Here is a 23,788-nt window from a genome sequence, read left to right on the forward strand (position 1 = left end):
GCTAAACCTTACCTTTAGTGAACGCTTCCATAGTAACCTCTATCCCTTCCTTTACAGAATAAGGAGGTTGCCAATCTAGTAATCTTTGCGCCTTTGTCGAATCGACCTGTAGCGAGCCAATCAAACGCTCAATAGTAGCGCGTTTACCGGCTAATGTAGCTATGAACTTAAAACACATTACTGGGACGGGTATTAATCTTGCTTTCCGCCCAATTGATACACGCACATAGCGAATAAGATCCGACAATGAAACATCCTCACCATCGGAAACAATAAATACCTGATTAGCGGCTGCAGGATGGGTCACTGCTTTAACAATAAAATCAACAAGATTACCGATGTATACCATGCTCCTGGCATTGGCAATGGAACCAAAAGGAAGTGGCACAGTTGAACTAGCTATACGCATTAAGCTTTGAAAATTTGCTTTAACGCCTGGCCCATATATCAGTGGCGGTCGAATAATAACGACTTCCATACCTGTACGTTCTGAGATTTTGAGCAACCCCTGCTCTGCTTCAAGCTTTGAAATGCCATAAGGATCGACTGGACTGCAATTGTCGTCTTCCCTGAAGGGACTAGCACCCGTAGTAGATTCGCCATTGACTTTAATACTACTAATGAATACGAATCTTTTTACACCGGCGCTTGCTGCTTGTTTGGCTAGATTTAATGTACCAAAGGTATTGACTTTTCTATACTCTTCTAACGGGTCAGAAATACTTTCCTTCATAATGTGTGCTCGTGCCGCACAATGAACAATGGTTTTAACACCGGTTAACGCGTCCTTCCAGTCCGTATTCGCATCGATATCTCCAACAACGATGTCGCTTTTTGGCACATTAGATGCATTTCTCAAAGCCCTAACTGTCTCTCCTATCATGCATAGCTTCGAGAACAGAGCTGCCCCCAAAAAACCATTCGCACCCGTTAACAGTATTTTTTTAGTCATGAATCAAAGATTCCCTAGAAACAAGCTCAATAAGGCGATCAACAAACACATCAAAACTCAATTGCTTTTTGAGTTCCTGGCGATCGAAATCAAGATGCGAGGTGTCTAACCGTTGATTTTCAACATCAAAAAAGAATTCACAGATAACCTCCGTCTCCGGCCGGATAACTACACCTAGCTGTTTATCCAGCACCCAAGAGGCAACACTCGTTTGCTTTCCGCATATAGCAACAATACAAGCGCCAGAATAAACATAGGAAGAAGACTTGCTAGGGAAGGCAAATCTCGTCACCTCGTCCTCAATGGGCAACAATGCCCACTTATACTCTGAGTTCAACTGCGCTGCTTCATTAGCAGATATTTGTCCCTTGTAAGTAAAGTTCGGATATTTACTGGCGATCACACGAAGGTCAGATGCATACACCCCTCCCCCAGCAAAGACAAACGGCAGCTGGCCTCCCAGATCATAATAGTGGCTTATCGCCTCTGCCAACAGCGGAATTCGCTGAAGTCGGCCAGCGTTTCCACAGAATGTAAATCCATTTTTCTTTGCATCGGGTAAGGTTACTGAATCAAAGGCGACAGCGGGATTCTGAAGAACGATAACGGGCGATTTTGTGGAAGAGCGGCTTGTAATCTCTTGAACCATTTCATCGGTGATAGTAATTATTAAGCCAGCATTACGCATAACAACGGAGTCCAACCAACGGAGCACCGAATACAAGATATAATTGATTCGAACAACAACATTAGCGGCTTCCGGGTGGATATCCTGAAGATGATACACATAATCCGCTTTAAAAATTTTACAATAAAGCATCACTATCAAGGGCACTAGTACTGGGGGATCAGTTGACACATAAACTTTTTTTGGCCTTTTAAAAAGCAACACTAAAAATACGTGTAGCATAAAGTACAGAGCATCTAAAATTCGACGAATTATACCGCTTCCGGAAACAGAGAATGCTTTACATGGATAAAAACTAATGCCACCACCGCGACTTTGCTTGGCCAATTGCGATCGAATATCAACGTGATCCTGTAATATAACCCCAATTTTCATCTTGCTCGACTGCTTTTCCGCAAACCTTAAGAGCGCCTCACCTATAACTGGATAGATTGGCCAAAAGCTCCGATTGATCAAAATAAGATCATGTTTAGCACTAAGCATTAATATTGCTTCCAGACCGTGCGCAGCACATAGTCCCGATAACTATGAATAATTCTCACCACTTTATCGGCGACATTAGGCATACTGTAATCAGCCACTAAGCGCAGGCTACGATCAGCGCCACAAGGCTGACTCTCCAACACCTGTAGGCACTGGAGAACGCGCTCTACTTCAAGGCCGACCATCATGACTGCAGCTTCCTCCATCCCTTCTGGTCGCTCGTGTGCTTCTCGAATATTTAAAGCCGCAAAATTAAGAATCGAAGATTCTTCATTAATGGTACCGCTATCTGACAAAACAGCTTTAGAGGCTACCTGTAATTTGTTGTAATCTTTAAACCCTAGTGGCTTAAGAAGCCGGACATTGGGATGAAAAGTTACACCCATTGCGTCCACACGTTTTTGTGTACGCGGATGCGTGGAAACAATAACAGGGAAATCGTAGTGCGCTGCAACCGAATTAAGGACATCTACCAGCTTGAGAAAATTCTTGTCAGAATCAATATTCTCCTCGCGGTGAGCACTGACCACAAAGAACTTGCCTATTTCCAAGTTTAGACGTTGCAATACATCAGAGGCCTCAATTCCTTCGCGGTAATGATTGAGCACCTCAAACATAGGACTACCTGTTTTGATAATCATATCGGGAGATAGGCCTTCACGAAGCAGGTAATCACGCGCAATAGTACTATATGTTAAATTAATATCAGCGGTGTGGTCGACAATGCGGCGGTTAATCTCTTCCGGCACGCGCATATCGAAACATCGATTACCAGCTTCCATATGAAACGTGGGAGTTTTCCGACGTTTCGCTGGAATTACAGCCATGCAGCTATTAGTATCACCTAAAACCAACAGTGCTTCGGATTTAACGTCGGCAAGCACCCGGTCCACAGCAATAATTACATTTCCGATCGTCTCGGCACTGGACGCTCCCGCTGCGTTTAGAAAATGATCAGGCTTACGAATACCTAAATCATCAAAAAAAATTTGGTTCAATTCATAATCGTAATTTTGGCCAGTGTGAACTAACACGTGTTCACAATGCTCGTCCAGTTTGGCTATTACACGCGACAACCTAATTATTTCAGGCCGCGTACCCACGACCGTCATTACTTTTAATTTAGGCGTATTCATACTAATGGGCTCGCTATGGTATCAGGTTTACTGCGGTCATAAATTTCATTAGCCCACAACATCACTATCAATTCATCGTCACCAATATTAGTTATGTCGTGCGTCCAGCCGGGTACGGTCTCAACAATTTTATACTCGCTGGCATCAGTAGTCAGCTCATAAAACTCGCCGCTGACGATATGCTTAAAGCGATAACTGGCCTTGCCTTTTATTACTAAAAATTTCTCGTTCTTACTGTGATGATAATGGCCACCACGGGTAATGCCTGGATGCGCAGTAAAAAAAGAAAACTGGCCAGCATCTGGCGTTTTTAACATCTCAACAAAGGTACCACGAGGGTCGGTGTAGCCAGGCACGGTATAGGCAAACTGCGTGGGGCTAAAGTAACTCAAATAAGTAGAATACAAGGCTCTGGTGAGGCCCTGTCCTACCGATTCAGTTACCAGACTGTCACGGCTGGTTTTAAATTTTTGCAGTAAAGTTGCAACATCGCCTACGGTAGTCTGATATACCGGAGCTACGTCGACAAAACCAGCAGGCTGCGAGGCTTGCAATAGCTTAATAAAGCTTTCGCAAACGTCGTCAATATATACCAGCTTTAGAGCAGCCTTGGCATCGTTAATGGTTATGGGTAGATCATTTACGGTGTTATAGCAAAAGGTTGCTACAGCAGAGTTATAGTTTGGCTTACACCACTTGCCAAAGACATTAGGTAAACGAAAAACATAAGCAGCAGCGCCGCTGTCAGCATGATACTGCAGTACGGCTTGCTCTGCCGCCGCTTTACTTTTACCATACGGGTTATCCAGCGCAGCCTGAATGGATGACGACAATACCACGGGAGCTTTGTTACCCGCTGCAGATAATGCTCTGAGCAAACTGACGGTTAAATCAGCATTACCTTCAGCGAACTCCGCTTCATCTTTTGGCCGGTTTACACCCGCCAGATGAAACACAAAATCAGCCTTTGTAGCCATTACGGTTAAGTCATCCGCAGTACAGCTACGATCAAAGCGCAAAATATCGGTATAGCCTTGCTCTGCCAAGCGAATTATCAGGCTCTTGGCGACAAAACCATTAGCGCCGGTTACCAAAATTTTCATTAATTAATCCTCTGCTGTTGCCTGCTCACCACGGGCAATAGCCTGCATAAAATCCAGCTTAAGCAGTAATTGCTTCATACCTGCTACGTCGAGACGCTCGGTATTGTGAGAGTTATAATCTTCTAACTGGCTAATCTTCTGATCGCCCTGGTCAAAAAACTTACCATAGTTTAAATCACGATTATCCGGCGGTACCCGATAGTACTCACCCATATCAATGGCGCAGGCCATCTCTTCACGGCTTAATAGCGCTTCATACAGTTTTTCGCCATGGCGTGTACCAATCACGTTAACTGGGTGGCCTTCAGTTTTCATCAACTGCAACATGGCTTGAGTTAACACCCCTATAGTGGCCGCAGGTGCCTTTTGCACAAAGATATCGCCGTTGTCACCATGTTCAAACGCATACAACACCAGATCAACAGCATCTTCTAGCGTCATCATAAAACGGGTCATATTAGGGTCGGTAATGGTTATTGGCTTACCGGCACGCACTAGGTCAACAAACAGCGGTATCACCGAGCCACGAGAAGCCATTACATTACCATAGCGGGTACCACAAATAACGGTTTTAGCCGGGTCCAGGTTACGGGCTTTAGCCACCATCACCTTTTCCATCATGGCTTTCGATATGCCCATAGCATTAATAGGATATACTGCTTTGTCTGTACTCAGGCATACGACCCGAGAAACACAGTTGACAATCGCTGCCTCAAGTACATTTTCTGTTCCTTGTACGTTAGTTTTTACTGCCTCCATAGGATAAAATTCACAGCTAGGAACTTGCTTTAGCGCTGCTGCATGGTATATAAAATCGACACTGCGAGTGGCATTTAATACGCTATTGTAATCGCGTACATCTCCAATATAAAACTTAAGCTTAGGATGATTATACTTTTTACGCATATCATCTTGTTTCTTCTCGTCACGGCTAAAAATACGAATTTCCGCAATATCGGTATCAAGAAAGCGCCTTAGCACGGCGTTACCGAAAGAGCCTGTACCGCCAGTGATTAGTAAAATTTTATTTTTGAACATGACACCGTCCGTATATTTCTTCGTGTTTCTGAGCTTGTGTTGGGTAATTGATTAATACAGCTCTGTAAGGGCCTTTAAAAACAAACAAGCTTCCGGCAGCAACGCCCAGCAAACCATTCTCAGCTACCACTTCACCCAAATCATCTAAGCTACCGGCCCCGCCCATTGCGGTAAAAGGCACCTTGCACGCTGTTTTAAAAACTTTAATCGCATCAAGTGGCATTCCTTTCATTGTACCTTCGTGGTCAATAAAATTAATAACCACTTCGCCAGCACCAAGGGCTTGCACTTGCGCCATGACTTCAAGAGGATCACGCTTGGTGTTGCGTTTACCATTGTGAGTCCACACTTCGTAGTTTCTGCTTAGCAACTTCTTTTTAATATCTAGCACAACAACCACGCTTTGGCTGCCAATCTCGGCTGCCATTTCCGCAATTAAACTGGGGGTTTCTAAAGCAGCCGCACTAATGGCCACTTTCTCTACGCCGAGTGCCGTAATACGTTTAGCCTGTTCCGCTGTTTTAATGCCACCACCGTAGCAAAGGGGCATTCGGCACTCCGCTGCCAAATAGCTTATGCGTTCATAATTAGGCTCTTGCCCCTGAGTTGTAGCATCAATATCTAACACCACTAACTCATCAGCCTCCTTTTCGTTAAAAATCCTAACTGCATTAATAGGATCGCCGACATATTTAGCATCTTTAAACTTAGTGGTTTTAACTAAACCTCCATCCTGAATTAACAAGCATGGTATTAACCGAGGTCTTAACACGCTTACAACTCCGCAAAATTCTTAAGTAAAAGCTCACCAAAGTGATGGCTTTTTTCAGGATGAAATTGTACCCCGTAGACATTATCTTTGTTCACTGCACAGCTGAAAAGCAAACCATAATCACAACGTCCCATACAGTTTTCAGTTGCTTCAGGCTCAAAATAATAGGAATGAAGAAAATAAAAGCGTGTATCGGCTGGCTCAAACTGCTTAAATAAAGCCGCTTCTGGCGTAGCAGTTACATCATTCCAACCCATATGAGGTAGAGGTAAATTTTTACCAGCAAGTACTTCTTTAAATGCCTTTACCCTACCAGGAATCCAGCCAAGCCCTGGTTCCGAGCCTTCTTCACTTGAGTTAGCAAGCATTTGCATGCCGACACAAATGCCAAGAATGGGAACTCCGTCTTCGGTTACCCTGCGAACCACGGTGTCTTTCATTTCAGATGCATTAAAAAGTTGCATTGCATGATCAAAATGCCCGACACCCGGTAAAATTAATTTTGTTGCTTGCTCAATATCCGCGGCTGTGGTGGCCATAGTTACCGGTATATGCAAACGCTGATAAAGATTTAAAAAGGCCTGCAAATTGCCGATGCCATAATCAATTAACGCGATCATCTGTAGTTTCTTCTCTCTATACCCAGCCAGTTCAATAATTTGGCCCCCAACTGGATCAGCCAAAGTTTATTCTTGTAATCACGGTATGTTTTATTCGGCTCATCAAATATGGCTTGTAGTTCGTCAACCGTCATTCCCAATTTATTAGCAACGTATTTAAATTCATTCTTCATAAATTCATCTGCTAACTCAGTGCGAGAAATACGTTCTAACGCTTCTTCTCTGGTCATTTGACCTGTCATAATCAGACTTGAGAAATGAGCCCGACGTTTCTCATATCCAAATTTACGGGGCATCCAGTAATCTTCATAAAACCGCGTAAACCGCGATTCGTGATGCTTATGCTTAAATGGCAGCCACCCAAACTTTTCGTTGAGGGTTTTTTCTGCTTCCTTCTTGATATATGGCACCAGATTCAATGGCTTAAAAACCTTCATCCCCAGTACTCGGTGATGAAACACTTTGTAAACCAATACATCGATAATTGGAAAACTCTTGAGTTTACGCTTACCGAAACGCTTATGAATATCGGTAATCAGTGTCTTATCTATGCCTGGGTACGCTCCCCATTCATTTGGCTCACGGCAGCACTCAGTAGAGTAATTACCGCCAGTCAGCACATACTTGATTTTGTTTTTCCTGGCAAATTTATATAAACCGGAGAAAAAAGAGCAATCCTGGGGGATGTCCTGATCTGATATACCTGATTTAAGGAAAGCTACCTGAAGATCTTTCATTTCTTCCCAATTAATCACATCGGTGTACAGATCTAAACCAAGGCCATCAACGAGTTTCTCAATATTACCTACTGCCTGGTCGGTGTTCCAACCTGCATCCACATGAAACAACAAAGGACGCAGGCCCATAATCTCTTTAGCAACATAGGCCGTGTAAGAACTGTCTAAACCGCCGCTCAGACCGATAATACAGTCGAAGTCTTTTCCTACGCCTTCACGCTTAATTCGTTCAGCTGCCTGCATTAACTCCGTATAACCTTGCTCATTGGTATGCCAATTAGGTTTAATATTTAAATCAAAATTATGGCAATGATCACAGATACCATTTGTATCAAAATTTATCACTGCATCAGTGGTATCCATGATACACCTGTTACATATTGTATATTCTACTGACATTGGTATCCCTTATTTAAGCAATCTTTCGGCCAAAACTGCATAGTTTAACTTTTGACTGGCAAATTCAAATGATCTTTGTGACATCTCACCCAAGGCCTCAGAATATTCAGCACACGAAGCTAAAGCTTCATATAACTCTTGTTCATCACTTACTAAAAAGCCGTTGTCCCGAAATATATCCTGGTGGCTGGGCACATTGTCAATTATCACGACACATCTGGCAGCAATACTCATCTGTAAGGTTGCAGATTGTGAACCCGGTTGCACATAAACATCGGTAGCGCAGAGTAAATCCAATAATTGGTCAGAGTTAGCCCAACCCAGAAAGTGAATACGACTATCCGCAGCAATTAGCGCTTCAGCTTGTAACTTAATCGAGTCTGAAAAGCTTCCGGCAATAAAAAAGCGTGCATGCTCAGCTCTAATTTTCGAAAATGCACTAAGCGATTCTAACAGTCTCTTCTTCTCATCAAATTTTCCTGATTGGAAAAATAAAGTTTGCTCTCCCAATACTGCCAGTTCAGCACGTTTTGTCTGACGCTTTTGAGCATAAGCCTCGTCGTCTAGCACCACGCCCCCCAATGGATAAAACTCTAACTCTGAGTCTTCCAACCTATAAACATCCTTGCAAAATCTCTTGGTTTCATAAGTTATATATAAAAATTTACTAACATGATTTTTGACAGCTCGAATTATAGGGACATAAAATGACTTGTATAACAGTGCCATTGATAATGGCCCTCGCGCGCTGTTATTAAAATCCTCATGACTATCAACATATAGTTTTACACTTGGATTCTGGCGAACATATTTACAGGCCGTCAGCAACTCCCAGCCACAAGCTCCATGGAACATAATCACATCAGGTGCAAAATCAGCAATTAGGCCTAACACACCTGGGTGCATTCTTAGTTTTGTCATCACGGCATGCGGCAACAGTCTTCGATACGGCAAGCGAACTACTCTGGCGCCATCAGTTCCTATGTAATCTCCTGGCGCAACATAAGTTACTTGCTTATCCTCGCCAAAGGTCTCCGCAGAAGCAACCACTAATACTTCATGCCCCGCTGAAACATGCTGCCGAACCAGCATATTTTCTTGATAGGTATAGCCATCAATATAAAAACACGACAAACAACAGTGCAAAACTCGCAACCTATTCCCCTGTTAACTTTTCAAGAAAAACGCTTGGTTCGTTGATGTATTCACCAAGTTCAGTCAACCTATCAGTTGGCAACATCCACCACTCTGAAGCTAATAACTCAGCAATTAATTTCTGATCGAACCGGTAGCGTAAAACTTTGGCTGGATTACCTGCGACAATAGCATATTCAGGCACATCTTTAGTCACTACTGCTCCCATACCAACAACAGCACCAGTACCCACCCTAATACCGGCTTTAATAAAAACACCTTCACCAATCCAAACATCATTGCCAATATATGTTCTTATCTTAGGTAGATACTCATGCCGAGCATACTTGGTTTTTACGCTATCTGTGTGAGAAAGGAAAACCGGACTGGTAGAAACAAAATGCATAGGATGTGAGGCGCAACCTATTGTCACGCGGTTAGCAATTGAGCAGAATGAGCCAATTGTAGTATTAATAATTGTTGAGTGAGATCCTACATATGAATGACGATCAATAGCACACTCAATTACTACAGCACCAGGTTCAATTTTACTATCAAATCCTAGGACTGAATCTTTAAAACCAATCCCTCTTAGCATGCCAATCATCTTAAAATATAAGTAAGAAAACAATTAAACCTCCGAAAGAAAGATCAAAAAAATTATAAAATTGCACGATAAACAAATTTCCGAGGCAATAATGACTTAACTGTAACTCTCATGCACCACAAGCCCAGCATAAAAAAGAGAATCATAACCATATGTTTAAAAAACAAATATCCCGCGATATCTCCTGTCATAACTACGAAGCTTGGCACAAGAAGTTGAATATACAACCGAGCTCTTCCCCGTTGAATCTTAAAGAACTTATCAAATATGAAAAAGCACATTACATAAACAAGCAAATAGTTAAAAGCAACAATAAAAGGTGAAAATATAACAAGTCCTACGCCCCCTATTGCCAGCGCTTCTCCTATGAAAAATGAATTCATAACTCCAGTGGCAGCTTCATCTTTCAATGAAGCGCCGTAAGTTGCCATCATCAAATCTTTATTAAAAATAGGATAGTCCATAAGGAAATTTGCAAAAGGCACTGAATGCCAAATGTAGTTTATGTCTTGAATTACTACTGAAAATTGCTCATATACTCCTTGGATTTGGCCTGTACCTAATCTCAAAAATAGAAAACGAATAAAACCAAAAAAATCAAGATGTGGCATTTGTATCTTAACCACGAAGTACAGACCAAAACTTAGTATGAGTGAACTGAAAGCAAAGTAAGTAGATGCGCGAACCATACTAAGCTTGCTAACTGACAGAAAGCCTAATGAAAAAAGAATCAAAGCTGAAACAACAGGAGCCTTCCCTCCCATGAAACTAGAAAAAACAATTAAAAAAGCCAAGTAAATAAAGTTAATAAATTTACGAAAATAGATACTTGATACGCCGATTGAAATGGCAAAAAGTTTTACCAAAAAATCATAAAAACTCATTAAAACAGTTGGCGTTACCGTCCCATAAGAATTATGAAGTCGATACTCCATAAGGTCGCCGCCGAAAACAATAGAACCAATAAAAGCATGCCGCATGCCAAACAGGTAGAAAACACAAAATAAAAAAAGCAACGTAAACAGCACACTATCCAGCAAAACCTGAGAGCCTTTGCAATTACTCTCACCGCCCTGCAATTTTTTAATCATGAAAAAATTTTTAAGAAAGGTCTTTGATATAAAACCAACGACAAAAACAAAGACAAACAAAGAGTAAAATATAAATATCTCAGTTCTTTTTATAGATTCATCAGTAATGAAAAAATACATATTTGTAGCATCAGGACCCATTAAATTAAATAGAATAGCACCAAGAATAACAAATAAAAAAATCTCGCGAGCCAGCAGGAACCCACCGAAAGTTTTGTTTTTAAAAGAAAGGGAAAAAATGGTACCTTTAAACATTAAAAAGTAAAAAACAAGAAAAGTAATAAAGGCAACAATTATCATCGAATTAATTTCTTATATAATTTTTTTTCTATGCAATCTAAATTGCTATTATGCCAAAGCAGACCAAAACACCCGCCAAATTTGTGACATCTATCTTTTAAATTCATTGTTTTAGAAAGTAATTCAGATGGTTTTGATTTTAGGTTTTCATACTTACTATCCAGCAAGGTTACTTCCATACATATTAATGGCTTTTGCTTTAGCCTAAGTCGCTGTCTTAAAGTCAAATCATACATACAGTACTCATAACAACAACCACATCTAAAACCAGTTTTATCTGCATATGTAAGGCTTGAGTCATAATGGAAATTGTTTTGTTCCCACAACGTTGCTGTTAAAGCAGGGGCCCAACGAAGATAATGCTGCCGGCCTCCGATTTCTTTTTGATTTATATTATAACGATCTAAAATCTTCTCAAAAAATTCCGATGATTCTCTAAAATTTGAAGCATTATTATGTGTGTCATATCCGGGGTGAATACCAATATAGTGCCCTCTGGAAACTATCTCATCTATAACTTTCCGCATCTTTGAAGACGAAAAATCCTCTACATTATCTAAATGCGACGTTACCAGAGGAATGAAGTAGAATGAAACTTTATTATCAGCCTCTTCATTTTGACCCATAATCCAGGATATATTTTCTCTGAATTCGTCATGAATACTAAAACCCATCTTGCTAGCGAAATATTTTGTAATCGTTTTAACGGCAGCAACAGGTGAACGCTCTTTAACAACATGGCGAGCACATGCCCTAAACATCTTGTTAAAAGAGTAATATGCTGGATTAAATGGAAAATCTACGTCACAACTTATGTAGTTATTAGCCGTTCTATTTTTACGTTGTAATTCAGGCCATAACTGCTTTAAGCAGGACCATAAAACTTCAAGATACTCATTTACTATTGGTCGTTCCAGAAAGTTCTCTTTAAATGCTACTGACGCTGTTGCGGGAAAGCGTTGGTGTTGATCCCTGTCAGTCGTTATCAGCTCCTCATAACGAGACAACATAAAAAAAGCAGTCCCAAAAATATCTACATTCAACGTTAGTGATTTGTCAGTTTTAATAATACCCGGTTTTCCATATAGCACAGGTAAACTTGGTTCAACCAACGTTGCAACAATATCGTTTTCAGATGGCGTCCAATATTGCAATGGTAACTGGGGCATGGATTGGGGTTTTAGCCACGCACTGAATGCTTTCTGAAAAAAACTTGAATCTAAAATTAATTCCTTTTCACTGCCTGACTGTGTGATAGTTATCGATTCGCTTGCCGTAACCTCAGCTTGGAAAGTTAAACCTAAAAACTCACCAAGTAAGATATCTAGTGAGTAGCGAAGTTCAGAAACAGAGTAATCAGGTATGTAAACCTTCAGAATATTCATATCAACTTCTAAATTTAACTACTTTTGCAGGATTGCCAACTGCGATAGCATTTTCAGGAATATCTTTTACCACCACGGCACCGGCTCCTATAACGGCGCCACTGCCTATAGCAATCCCTTTAAGGATAGTTACATTAGCTGCAATCCAAACATCATCACCAATAATGATATCTTCCTTTATGTGGGGTTGCTGCTTCATTGGTACACCTAAAGCAGTGCCATGATCACGGCCCCAAATCACTGTTTTGGGGCCAATCATTACATCTCGGCCAAAACTGACATTACCTTGAACATGACAACCCGCATTCATATAAAAATTGTCTCCAATAACGATTTTCGGATCACCCGATACCCTGCAATAAGGCTCTATCACTGCCGTACCTAGAAATTCAACTCCAGAAAAAACCGTATTATTATGAATAGTAACACCTCTGAACTTTAATAATTTTTTCTGCAACCAAAGTCTTAGCGCAAACCGAATCGTCTTAGCCATGCTGCAATCATCATTTTAATTAAAAGAATATTACTATATAGAAAAGGCTTCAAATCACTGGAATCGAATATGGCCCATTCGCGCTTTTCAGCGCCGAAAACATTGTACTTAAAATGTTTCCAATAACCTTTCCGAGCTATCAAGTTCGGAAACTCATGTAGCATTAAAACCAAATGAATTTTATCAACTTTATTTTGTTGGTGTTTATCCACTTTTAAGCCAAGGGCATATTTGTACTGAGCTTCTTGTAACTTCACCCCTGAAACACTGCCAAGTCGATGCCACATCATCGAACGTAGGTTAGTTTCCATTAACTTATATTTGCCATCTCTAAAGTCAAATTTAAATTCGGGTTCAACAATTCCAAACGCATCTAAAGCATGTACTAAAGCACGCCCTTGCTCTGCTACGACATCTGGAGCCTCATTTGAGGCGCTACTGAAAATACCGTAGTTGTCAGGATACTGAGTTAGCTTTTTACCGGTCCATTCATTTAATATTTTACCATCCTGAGACCTGAAGCAGGTATATGCAAAAATATTTGTATCGTCGCCAGGAATAAACTCTGAGACTATAAACTCAACGTCTTTTGAAAGAAACGATGCTAATTTCTTTCTGTTCTTTATAAATTGATCAAGATTATCAAGATATAGCGTTCTAAAAACATCAAGAGTAAGATCTTTTCTGGTTGACGGCTTTACTAGTAGCGGAAAGTCCAATAACTCAATCTTATCAAGGTCGCTATTGCAACGCACATTTAAAGTTTTAGGGTAAGGCACGCCAATTTTTTCGCAGACATTATATTGAAAGAATTTGTCGGTTGTGTTTTTTAGCGTTACCGGATTAAAAGGCAAATAACAAAAATCTCTAATTTCATCGTAAATTGAAAGTAAGCTTTCAAGCTGTAAATCATCTGTCGGATATATAATAATGTAATCAAATAATTCGTTTAGTTTAATTAATTCTGAAAGCAAGGTGGAAGCATTATCAACTTTTATTTTAATTTTAACTTTGTTACTATATCTTGCCAATGAATTACCATCATCAATCAGCACGATGTTAACAGATCCAACATTATACAACTCTTTTATTATAGAATAGCCATTTACATATCCACCTAAAACAACTGCAGCTGTATTATTAAAATTTTCTCTGTACATAATTTACTGTCTTCTTTAAAAAATCTTTTATACCAAGCTGTCTTAGCTGAAACCACTTTATCTGCAATCTCCAGGTAGTTGTTACTTCAAAGGCGTGTATCTTCCAGATGACACTATAAATTGGTTTTGGTAATGTATACAAAAATCTCAACACATTAAAAAAAACTGAATAAAAGATAAGGCCTATTCCTTTCAACTCTCTAACTCTTGGGAAATTGTCATCTTGGACAACGAAAGTTGGTTTAATGCTACTAGTATTCGTACAAAATTCAAGAATTAGTGAAACCCTATTAACCCACCGCCATTTCTTATATGTAATTTTATAAACTGCATGATACATTCGAGTTATATACTTCGTATTCTTTTTAATTTCTTCTGTAGGATATAAAATTTGCACTGGTGGTTCTATGTAAAAATTCGGAAATATAAAATTTCCTAAACACATATAGGCTTGCTTGCCGGCATGATTAACTACTCCTTGTACACGATGGGCATGCATACCTATGATTGTAACAACTCTGTTATCCTCTAACAGTAGCTTTACAAGACTAATATCATCTGCTGGTGGCAACCAAACATGTTCCATACCCCAATGAAAGTAAAGAATCGCTTTCTTTCCAATGGGTAGTCTATCCAAATCATACATAATTGATTCCAGACGCAAGGGGTTTACACCAGGAACTTTTTCGTCTGCAACAGCAATTTGTTTTAAGTAAGGTTTACTAAATTCACAGTAACCTAAAATTGCCAGATCTTCTGTCAACCAATATGGTTGCTTTGCTGATGCTAAATCTGAACCAGCACCAAAGTGTCCGATTTTTGCTGACTCAAGATGCCCTGCAGTCTCCGATATTGCAGCAAGACCTTTATCTTGGATATGGTTATGAGCCAAGTTTACAGTGTTAATATTTAATTCTTTTAGCTGGTCAAGTGCATATGAACCTGTATAGAGAGTACATTTATCTTCCACGTGTACATTATCACTAATAGGCTGCTCTAAATTTACAACTCGCATATCTGCGTTGTTATAAACAGAACTTTCAACTAAGTTACTACATGGCTTTTTTAGAAGATCGCCGCCAAGAAAAACATCACCAGCAAAACAAATCTTCACAATTTCCCCCTTGCAACTATTCTAAGTATATAAAAAAGAAACATGTAATAAGCTGACATTATTATTGTATAAAAAAATATAAAATCTGTAAAAAACACGCTAAAGTAATTTGCGTACAATATAATTGAAGCTGAGATCAATAAGAGGCCCAATTGCCAAAGCAAGGCAATCTTCTGCTTCTCAAATATATTATTAGTATTACTTACAGCAGCAACAATAAACTGCAAAGCAACAAAGGGAAGTATAATTTGAGCGTATTCTCCTGCTATTCGCCATTCGATGCCAAAAACAATTTCAAATATCAGAGGCAAAACAAAGTAAAGGGGTGTAAAAAACAAAATTGATAATAAAAATAGTTTTTTACTTGTTTTATCAAATGTTTTTATGGCTACTCCTGTTCTTTGCTTTTCATTTACCGCTTCCTGAAAGTAGACTTGCCCGATAGAAGCTCCGATAAGCGAAGCCGGTAATCCTAAAATTCGCTGGGCCAAGGAGTAAAAACCTAAGGTACCTACATTATATATAATTGATATGAAAATATTGGTTAAATTATACGCTAAGCTATTCGAAAAAACTGCCCACATTGAAAACTTTGGGAAGTCTATATATCTTTTTGCTAGGCGTTTAATTTCAATAAAGTTAACTTTTTCCAAGTTGTAATTGCTTTTAGCATTTTTTGCCAGTCGGAAATTTGCCGCTAATTGAGATACTATTTGACCACTTATAAGCCCTGTTGCACCTGACTTAATTACCCCAAAACTTAACTGAACGGCAGACATCGCGGTTGCTTTGTATACATTTGCTTTTGCAATATCTTTATATAGCTTCTTCCGCGTATTTAAATAGTTCAGTACATTAAATAACCCCATCATCAATACGACAAAGGGAACAAAATAGAGCCAAAAACTAATATCTGCATTACCTAAAAACCGGGTAATCTCAGAATTGTAAATCGTAATTGGCAGGAAAAGAAAAATAGAGAATGCTATTCCGATTAGAAGGCCTAGAGCTGCTATATTGATTGCCTCGTCATCTTCTTCTGGCAGCATTATAGCTAATTCATAACGACCATTTACGACAGAGCCTAAAATAGCTGTAATTGAAATAAACAACGCAAGAATGCCAAAATCAGCAGGGCTATACATCCTGGTCAGGATTGGTGTTATAGCTATGGGGATTGCCTGAGCTATCGTTGACCCTGTCATAAGAGTCAACACGTTTTTGTTAAATTCAGAGCCAGATTTTAGTCCGCTTAGCATATAATTTTAATTTTACTCGATTTTTATAGGGGCCTTCATAAACTTTCTTTATGAAATTACAACCCCATATACGGATGCATAGGAAGACTAAAAACCTGCTTACACAGCCGTGAGGCAACAGGGAGCTCAGCATCGCTATAACCTAAAGCGCTAAAAGCCGTTTGCTGGTGCATGCAAGTACCATAGTAAATCATGGTTGGAACACCCTGCGCTTTATAATTGGCCATATCTACATCCCGGTTTTCACTTATTACCGTATATTGCGCCCAAGAGCTTAGGTAACCTTGCGGAACAAACGGGATAGTATATTTTCCAGCCAAGGTTTCAGTGTAACGCGCAGCAGCCTTATTTCTGACAATAAGCTCTTTGGGAAATTCAGCTAACTTCTCCAGCAATATCGCCGCCTGAATGGTATCTAGCCTGCTGTTTACTCCAATACGAATGTTGTCGTATTTATCCTTGCCCTTACCATGAACCCGGTATGAGCGAAACAATGCGGCATAATCATCGTTATTGGTAAAAATGGCGCCACCATCACCGTAACAGCCTAAAGGTTTAGCCGGGAAAAAGCTGGTCGTCGCCATATCGCCAAAACTACCAGCTCTTTTACCGTTAATTTCACCACCAAACCCTTGAGCAGCATCTTCAATAAGTTTTAGACCATACTTATTAGCAATAACCTCTAGCTCGGGATAGTTTGCCGGCAAACCAAATAAATCGACCGCAATAATCGCTTTTGGTGTCAATTTACCTTCTGCTATAACGGCTTGAATACGTTTTTCGAAATCTTGTGGGCTAATGTTGAATGTTCGCTCGTCAGAATCAACAAATACTGGTGTTGCACCCGCATAAGCAATAACTTCAGCGGTAGCGAAGAATGTAAAGGTTGGACAAAACACCGCATCACCAGACTTTATATCCAATACCATCATGGTTAGTTGCAAAGCATCAGTGCCATTGGCACAACTAATACAGTGTTTTACCCCAACATAGGCAGCAAGCTGTTGCTCTAACTCCTCTACTTCGGGCCCCATAATGTAATGGCCGTGATCCAACACTGTTTGAATGCGTTTATCAATTCGCTGCTTAAGATGCTGATACTGTGCTGCCAGATCAATGAACTGCATATTAGTTAACCTTGCTTAAAAAATTATTATATAAAATATAACGGCTACCAGTATGCTGACATAATACCTCGCCCTCACCGGTGACAGGTAAGTTTAAACGCTCACCAAACTCGCTCATCCACCCAACTTGCTTTGCTGGTACACCCACCACAAGTGCATAGGCTGGCACATCCTTAATAATAACGGCCCCCGCCCCAACAAAAGCAAACTCACCAATTGTTACCCCACAAACGATAGTACAGTTGGCGCCAAGCGTTGCGCCTCTTTTAACCAGGGTATCGCGATACTCATCTTTGCGTTCAATTAACGAGCGTGGGTTGTACACATTGGTAAATACCATACTAGGGCCACAGAACACGCCCTCCTCTAAATGTACGTTGTCGTACACAGAGACATTGTTCTGCACTTTGCACTTATCACCAATGGTAACTTTATTACCGACAAACACGTTTTGGCCAAGAGACACCCCTTTGCCAATTTTTGCACCGCCACAAACATGGACAAAATGCCAGACACGTGAACCCTCACCAATAACCGCGCCATCGTCTACTATCGCGCTGGGATGCACCTGATAATTGCTCATTTTACTTAACCAGTTTGGACACAAACGGGTGGAAATCGCCTACCAGAGGACTAATGGTTGCATTCCGTATATTGGCAACTGTTTCAATTGCTACTCGGTTTTCCTCAAGACCAAAGCCTCTTCCAGCCAGAATTTCTTTGTAGCTAACGGTGTGGAGATCAGTAAAACCATCTGAAAATTCAATAGATTCGCCATCAGCGGTAATAGCACGATACGTACGTTGCCCAGCAGCACGTACCTCAGCAGGAATATCATTAACATCTACCGATAAGAACCAGCGCACCCGGGCTTTTTCGTACTCTAAATAGCCGGCGGCCTTGGTTGGCGAGTTAAAATGCACTCTATTGTCTTGCAGCTTACCGAACACAAAATGCAGCATGTCATAAAAATGTACGCCGATATTGGTGGAGATACCACCCGATTTTTTTTCATCACCTTTCCAGGACTGCAAATACCAGTGACCTCGAGAAGTGATATAGGTAAGATCTACATCGAACTTCTTATCGGTAGGACTGGCCGCGACTTTTTCTTTCAATGCAATAATGGCTGGATGCAAGCGTAATTGCAAAATGGTATTCACTTTTTGACCAGTCTCGCGTTCTATTTCCTGTAAGCCGTCAATATTCCAAGGGTTTAAAACTAACGGCTTTTCACAAATAGCATCTGCGCCTGCACGTAAAGCGAAGCGCATATGAGAGTCATGCAAATAGTTCGGCGAACAAATGCCAACGTAATCTATTTGGTTACCGCCGCCTTGCCGGCGTAATTTGTCGACATGACGATCAAAGCGCTCAAACTCGGTAAAAAAATCTGCATCTGGGAAGTGGCTATCAATAATCCCCACAGAATCGTTTTTATCTAAAGCTGCAACGAGGTTGTTACCTGTTTCCTTTATCGCTTTCATATGACGAGGCGCGATATAACCTGCCGCACCAATTAACGCAAAATTTTTCATAGTTTAGTTCTCTTAATTCTCTAAAAACGAATATCTACCAAGTTTTTATCAAGTAGGTATTTTAAATCATAAATTACGCTATCAGGCCGGCAAAACTGCCGAATGCCGGTGGCACCCATAGTTTTAAACTCATTGTGGCCAACGGCTAGTATAACGGCATCATAGTTGCCGCTCACCGGTGCAGTAATTGGCGTTATGCCATATTCGTGCTGTGCTTCAGCCACATCAACCCAGGGATCGAATACGTCTCCAGCTACACCGTATTCTTTTAGCTCGGTAAGTATATCCACTACCTTGGTGTTACGAATATCTGGGCAATTTTCTTTAAAGGTTAAGCCCATTACCAGCACCCGGGCGCCATCAACGTGTATGCGCTTTTTCAACATGGCTTTTACCAACTGACCTACGACATACGCACCCATTCCATCATTAAGACGTCGACCTGCCAAAATTATCTCAGGGTGATAACCGACTGACTGTGCTTTATGCGTAAGGTAATACGGATCAACACCTATACAGTGACCGCCGACCAATCCAGGACGAAATGGAAGAAAGTTCCATTTAGTACCCGCAGCTAATAATACCTCTTCGGTATCGATACCGAGTTTGCTAAAAATCACTGCCAATTCGTTAATAAGGGCAATGTTTAAATCGCGCTGGGTGTTTTCTATTACCTTCGCTGCCTCCGCTACGCGAATTGAGCTGGCTTTGTAGGTACCAGCAGTAATAATGCTGCGGTATAGGCTGTCAACATATTCGGCAACCTCTGGGGTAGAACCCGATGTAACTTTTTTAATGGTGGTAACCCGGTGCTCTTTATCGCCCGGGTTAATGCGCTCGGGGCTATAGCCGGCAAAAAAATCTATATTGTACTTAAGGCCGGACATTCGCTCGATTACTGGTATACAGTTTTCTTCGGTCGCGCCAGGATAGACTGTAGATTCATAAATAACGATATCGCCTGGTTTAATCACCTTACCTAAGGTTTCCGAGGCTTTAATTAGTGGTGTTAAATCAGGCTGGCGATGTTCGTCTATAGGCGTTGGCACTGTAACAATGTACACATTCGCATGACGTAAATCCTCCCTCTCGTTACTATAACTCAGCTGGCCAGCATCAGCTAATTCGGCACGGCTAACTTCCAGCGTATGGTCCCAGCCTTGCTGTAACTCGGCAACACGTTTTTCACTAATATCAAAGCCGAGAGTGGGATAATATTTTCCAAATTCGACAGCCAGCGGTAGGCCGACATAGCCAAGGCCAATGATGCAAAGTTCGGTATTTTCTAAGTTGCGCATTCAATTCCCACACTTGAGTGCATCGTAAATTTAATGTAATAACAATCAAATATTTACGAAAAATTACTTTATTGGTTATAAAAATACTTATTTAACAAATATTCTTTTAATCAGCGCTACAAATAATCCGAGCATTCCACCAATTATCAACCCTACAATACAAATCAACGACCTTCTCGGCTTTACTTTAGTAGAATCGGTATACGGGCTATCCACCACCAATGCAAAATCAACCTCCTGCAACTCATCTGGTAAAGATTCAAGCCGGAACAATTTTTCCTTTAAGTCGCTGACACCCCGATAAAAGTTCGGATTCCCAAGCCTAGCCTGCAGTGCCTGCACCTTGCGATTCTCCGCGAGCTCTGCGAGCTCACGATCTATCGCAGCAATACGAGAGTCAGCTATCGCTTCATCTGTACGGCTTTTCAGCGTTTCTATCTCCGCTGTTAGAGCCATGGTTCCCATTAGGTAAAGAGGGGCATCTCTATTATCGATTGTTGTAACCACACCACCTGTAGCAGTAGCTTCACGTGCTTTCGAATCGAAATTGGAAATGGTTCTGGGCGTTTCTATACCTAATTTCTGCGCCGTTGATTTCGCTTCTTCTAGCACCTTTAGCCGTGATAAACGAAGTTGTTTTAACTCCGCCAATATAGAGCTCTTGCGATCCTGCAGTTCGGCAATTTGAACCTTGTCGGCCTCTTTCAATTTGGCTGTTTCGACAGAAACGGAAATCTCTAACGCCTCAACACTCTGTGCAATATTCTTGTGGACATCGGCTACCTGAGCCTTTATCGCCATTTGGTATTCATTTGTATAGGCGTTTAAAACTTTGGCTTCAGAAAAACGATAGTATTCTGACAGTACCCTTTCAGCATCCACGCCTTCCGGCGAAACATATCCAATACTTAGAAAAACGCCTTTACCTTTATCCTTTTTTTCATCTGGAACTGTAAAAATGAAACCATCCCGGAGAAAACTAGCAAAGGCTTTCTGATCATTATTATCTTTATAATAAACCGCAAAGAGCTCTTTATTTGCCAAAAAGAACTCGCGCTTATTGGTTCGACTTTCTAACGCAGAAAATAGTCGATCAAAGGCGCTGGCACTCGTAATGTTAATCACACCAGTGTTATTAATTTCCAGGAAATGTGCCTTTGGCGCAGGCCGTATTTTTGCCTCAGTTTTATAATAAGGCGTGGCAGTTAATGCATAAACTAAAGCCGCTAGGGTAAACACCGAGGTAATCGCAACGATCAACCATTTCTCTGCCCACAAACCTAATATCAGTTCTTTCAGGTCTATTTCATCATCACGAACGGCTGGGTAATGACCGGTTAGGTATTGAACTGCCGGAGGCTGTGGAGTTTGATTATTTTTAGGATCAGTCATAGGAAACTCGGTTTAAAAAGGGTTAAAACTAAGTAAACAGTTCACAGGACAAACAAACGCTGCAAGCCACAAGCTACAAGCTACAAGCCGGATGGCCGGCCCCTACAAGCTACAAGCATTAGAATATTTCTTTTGCATTCCAATGCGGGAAGTGCTTGCGCACCAGCGCATTTAATTCTTTTTCGAACTCACTGTATTGCGCGGGCACCTGCGAACCTGATTGCTCTTTAACGCTGGTTACCATGCCTGCACCCACTGTTACATTGGTTAGGCGATCTATTACGATAAACGAGCCTGTGGCACGGTTATTTGCGTAAGGATCTACTACAACGTGTTGGCTTAGCTCTAGGTTGACAAGGGCAATATCATTTAGGGCTAACTGGTCAGCTGCCTGTGGCTGCTGAGTATTCACATCGACTTTATGTTCGATGGTATTCACATGACCGGAAGTTGTTTTGCTGGCGAATTTAAACAGGTACTCTTTTGACCTATCCAGCGGGCTTTCGCTCATCCAAACTAAATATGCCTCAAGTGCATTGGAGGCGATTACTTTGTCGCTGGCTTTCACTAGCATATCGCCACGGCTGATGTCGATTTCATCGCGCAAGGTGAGTGTGACGGACTGATCAACAAAAGCCTCAGCTATTTCGCCATCGGCGGTGACTATTGCTTTTACAGTACTGGTTTTGCCACTCGGCAAGACTTTAATTTCATCACCTACGGCAATAACGCCGGAGGCCAGTGTGCCGCAAAAACCACGGAAGTTTAAATTGGGGCGGTTTACATACTGCACCGGAAAACGAAAATCTGACAAGTTGCGATCTTCCGCAATGGGAACAGTTTCCAATATTTCCATTAAGGTTAGACCTTGGTACCAATCGGCTTTGGTACTACGGTCTACCACGTTGTCGCCATCCAATGCTGACATGGGTACATAATGCACATCTTGCATGCCGAGCTTTTTGGCTAGCAGCTCATAATCGGCTTTAATTTTTTCGAATACGGTTTCGTCGAAATTTAACAAATCCATTTTGTTAATCGCGCAAACAATATGCTTTATGCCTAATAAAGAGGCGATATAGCTGTGGCGACGGGTTTGGGTTTGTACACCGTAGCGGGCGTCGATCAGAATGATGGCGAGGTCACAGGTAGACGCACCGGTAACCATATTGCGGGTGTACTGCTCGTGACCAGGGGTGTCGGCAATAATGAACTTGCGCTTATCGGTAGAGAAATAACGATAGGCTACGTCAATAGTGATGCCCTGCTCTCTTTCCGCTTGCAGCCCGTCTACCAACAAGGCCAAATCCACTTTTGCGCCGGTAGTACCGTGCTTAGTAGAGTCTTTTTCGATAGCCGCTAACTGGTCTTCAAAAATCATTTTGGAATCGTGCAGCAACCGACCAATAAGGGTAGATTTTCCGTCATCAACACTGCCGCACGTTAAAAAACGCAACATTTCTTTGTTTTCGTGTTGGGTTAGATAGGTGGTGATGTCTGATTCGATGAGAGTCGATTGATGACTCATTTTCAATTCCTCATAGTTCTAGCCACAAGCTGCAAGCTACAAGCCGCATGCTAAATAAGGGCGTCGTTTTTAATTCGATTGATGAGACCGGCTAACATAGAGGAAATTTGGCGCGTTTCTTGAACTGCAGAACTACCAAAAGGTCCATCAATGTAGCCTATCTTCATCCCTATATATAGCTGAGTTCGCAATTCGCCACAGGAGCCTTTTGCGTACCCTAAAAATTTAATGCGCTCTTTGGAGCTATCTCGCTCCATTCCCTCGGCAATGTTACTTGGAATAGAAAGCGCAGATCGTGTTATCTGATCTTTAAAGCCAAAGTCTTTTAATGCTGCGAGATGCAGATACATTTCCACACTCATCGCGGACGATTTTTTCCACACGTCCAGTTTTTCAAAGTCCATTTGCACCTCCATGTGCCAAAATTCAAAATG

23 protein-coding genes are annotated in these 23,788 nt (G+C 41.2%); all 23 read right to left on the bottom strand.

All coding sequences use genetic code 11. The annotated features are described in order from the left end of the window. Position 1: 1 nt before the first annotated feature. The 23 genes from QWY82_RS14320 to QWY82_RS14430 all read right to left on the bottom strand — a co-directional run bounded on the left by QWY82_RS14320 (position 2) and on the right by QWY82_RS14430 (position 23,758). Positions 2-952, bottom strand: coding sequence for a UDP-glucose 4-epimerase family protein (locus tag QWY82_RS14320; RefSeq protein WP_290263695.1), 951 nt, complete (start codon positions 950-952; stop codon positions 2-4). After that, positions 945-2,123, bottom strand: a complete 1,179-nt coding sequence (locus QWY82_RS14325; protein WP_290263696.1) for a glycosyltransferase family protein — start codon at positions 2,121-2,123, stop codon at positions 945-947. The genes QWY82_RS14320 and QWY82_RS14325 overlap by 8 nt, the downstream gene beginning before the upstream one ends. Further along, positions 2,123-3,259: a non-hydrolyzing UDP-N-acetylglucosamine 2-epimerase gene (gene wecB / locus QWY82_RS14330; RefSeq protein WP_290263698.1), complete on the bottom strand. Its 1,137-nt coding sequence runs from the start codon at positions 3,257-3,259 to the stop codon at positions 2,123-2,125. Before wecB ends, QWY82_RS14325 begins: the two co-directional genes overlap by 1 nt. Further along, on the bottom strand, positions 3,256-4,362 hold the full coding sequence (gene wbjC / locus QWY82_RS14335; RefSeq protein ID WP_290263701.1) for a UDP-2-acetamido-2,6-beta-L-arabino-hexul-4-ose reductase: 1,107 nt from the start codon (positions 4,360-4,362) through the stop codon (positions 3,256-3,258). Before wbjC ends, wecB begins: the two co-directional genes overlap by 4 nt. 3 nt (positions 4,363-4,365) lie before the next feature. Beyond that, the gene (locus QWY82_RS14340; protein WP_290263703.1) at positions 4,366-5,400 is read right to left on the bottom strand and encodes a polysaccharide biosynthesis protein; all 1,035 of its coding nucleotides are present in this window, start codon (positions 5,398-5,400) and stop codon (positions 4,366-4,368) included. Next, a complete protein-coding gene (locus QWY82_RS14345) occupies positions 5,387-6,172 on the bottom strand; it encodes an AglZ/HisF2 family acetamidino modification protein (protein WP_290263704.1) in 786 nt (261 codons plus the stop codon). The genes QWY82_RS14340 and QWY82_RS14345 overlap by 14 nt, the downstream gene beginning before the upstream one ends. A gap of 2 nt (positions 6,173-6,174) precedes the next feature. After that, positions 6,175-6,792, bottom strand: a complete 618-nt coding sequence (hisH, locus tag QWY82_RS14350) for an imidazole glycerol phosphate synthase subunit HisH (RefSeq protein ID WP_290263706.1) — start codon at positions 6,790-6,792, stop codon at positions 6,175-6,177. Next, on the bottom strand, positions 6,789-7,928 hold the full coding sequence (locus tag QWY82_RS14355; protein WP_290263708.1) for an N-acetyl sugar amidotransferase: 1,140 nt from the start codon (positions 7,926-7,928) through the stop codon (positions 6,789-6,791). The genes hisH and QWY82_RS14355 overlap by 4 nt, the downstream gene beginning before the upstream one ends. Before the next feature lie 9 nt (positions 7,929-7,937). Continuing rightward, positions 7,938-9,083 carry a glycosyltransferase family 4 protein gene (locus QWY82_RS14360; protein WP_290263710.1) on the bottom strand — a complete coding sequence of 382 codons (1,146 nt, stop codon included), beginning with the start codon at positions 9,081-9,083 and terminating at the stop codon, positions 7,938-7,940. Between the two features lies 1 nt (position 9,084). Further along, complete coding sequence (locus tag QWY82_RS14365) at positions 9,085-9,693, bottom strand: CatB-related O-acetyltransferase (protein ID WP_290263712.1); 609 nt, start codon at positions 9,691-9,693, stop codon at positions 9,085-9,087. Between the two features lie 29 nt (positions 9,694-9,722). Further along, positions 9,723-11,060: a hypothetical protein gene (locus QWY82_RS14370; RefSeq protein WP_290263714.1), complete on the bottom strand. Its 1,338-nt coding sequence runs from the start codon at positions 11,058-11,060 to the stop codon at positions 9,723-9,725. Further along, positions 11,057-12,445, bottom strand: a complete 1,389-nt coding sequence (locus QWY82_RS14375) for a polysaccharide deacetylase family protein (RefSeq protein ID WP_290263716.1) — start codon at positions 12,443-12,445, stop codon at positions 11,057-11,059. The genes QWY82_RS14370 and QWY82_RS14375 overlap by 4 nt, the downstream gene beginning before the upstream one ends. Position 12,446: 1 nt before the next feature. After that, positions 12,447-12,938, bottom strand: coding sequence for an acyltransferase (locus QWY82_RS14380; RefSeq protein ID WP_290263719.1), 492 nt, complete (start codon positions 12,936-12,938; stop codon positions 12,447-12,449). After that, entirely contained in the window at positions 12,911-14,098 is a 1,188-nt protein-coding gene (locus tag QWY82_RS14385; protein ID WP_290263721.1) for a hypothetical protein, read from the bottom strand. Before QWY82_RS14385 ends, QWY82_RS14380 begins: the two co-directional genes overlap by 28 nt. After that, on the bottom strand, positions 14,079-15,212 hold the full coding sequence (locus tag QWY82_RS14390; protein WP_290263725.1) for a CapA family protein: 1,134 nt from the start codon (positions 15,210-15,212) through the stop codon (positions 14,079-14,081). The genes QWY82_RS14385 and QWY82_RS14390 overlap by 20 nt, the downstream gene beginning before the upstream one ends. Beyond that, positions 15,209-16,471, bottom strand: coding sequence for a lipopolysaccharide biosynthesis protein (locus QWY82_RS14395; RefSeq protein ID WP_290263726.1), 1,263 nt, complete (start codon positions 16,469-16,471; stop codon positions 15,209-15,211). The genes QWY82_RS14390 and QWY82_RS14395 overlap by 4 nt, the downstream gene beginning before the upstream one ends. A 56-nt stretch (positions 16,472-16,527) precedes the next feature. Further along, positions 16,528-17,598, bottom strand: a complete 1,071-nt coding sequence (locus QWY82_RS14400; protein WP_290263729.1) for a DegT/DnrJ/EryC1/StrS family aminotransferase — start codon at positions 17,596-17,598, stop codon at positions 16,528-16,530. A gap of 1 nt (position 17,599) precedes the next feature. Next, positions 17,600-18,181, bottom strand: a complete 582-nt coding sequence (locus QWY82_RS14405) for an acyltransferase (protein ID WP_290263732.1) — start codon at positions 18,179-18,181, stop codon at positions 17,600-17,602. A gap of 1 nt (position 18,182) precedes the next feature. Further along, positions 18,183-19,136, bottom strand: a complete 954-nt coding sequence (locus QWY82_RS14410; RefSeq protein WP_290263734.1) for a Gfo/Idh/MocA family oxidoreductase — start codon at positions 19,134-19,136, stop codon at positions 18,183-18,185. A gap of 20 nt (positions 19,137-19,156) precedes the next feature. Further along, entirely contained in the window at positions 19,157-20,434 is a 1,278-nt protein-coding gene (gene tviB / locus QWY82_RS14415; protein WP_290263735.1) for a Vi polysaccharide biosynthesis UDP-N-acetylglucosamine C-6 dehydrogenase TviB, read from the bottom strand. An 87-nt stretch (positions 20,435-20,521) separates the two neighbouring features. Continuing rightward, positions 20,522-21,826 (bottom strand): Wzz/FepE/Etk N-terminal domain-containing protein, encoded by a 1,305-nt coding sequence (locus tag QWY82_RS14420; protein ID WP_290263739.1) that lies wholly within the window; start codon positions 21,824-21,826, stop codon positions 20,522-20,524. A 118-nt stretch (positions 21,827-21,944) separates the two neighbouring features. Continuing rightward, positions 21,945-23,354 carry a sulfate adenylyltransferase subunit CysN gene (cysN, locus tag QWY82_RS14425; protein WP_290263742.1) on the bottom strand — a complete coding sequence of 470 codons (1,410 nt, stop codon included), beginning with the start codon at positions 23,352-23,354 and terminating at the stop codon, positions 21,945-21,947. A gap of 50 nt (positions 23,355-23,404) precedes the next feature. Then, positions 23,405-23,758 carry a four helix bundle protein gene (locus QWY82_RS14430; protein WP_290263744.1) on the bottom strand — a complete coding sequence of 118 codons (354 nt, stop codon included), beginning with the start codon at positions 23,756-23,758 and terminating at the stop codon, positions 23,405-23,407. Positions 23,759-23,788 lie beyond the last annotated feature (30 nt).

Source organism: Simiduia curdlanivorans, assembly GCF_030409605.1.
Taxonomy (GTDB): Bacteria; Pseudomonadota; Gammaproteobacteria; order Pseudomonadales; family Cellvibrionaceae; genus Simiduia; species Simiduia curdlanivorans.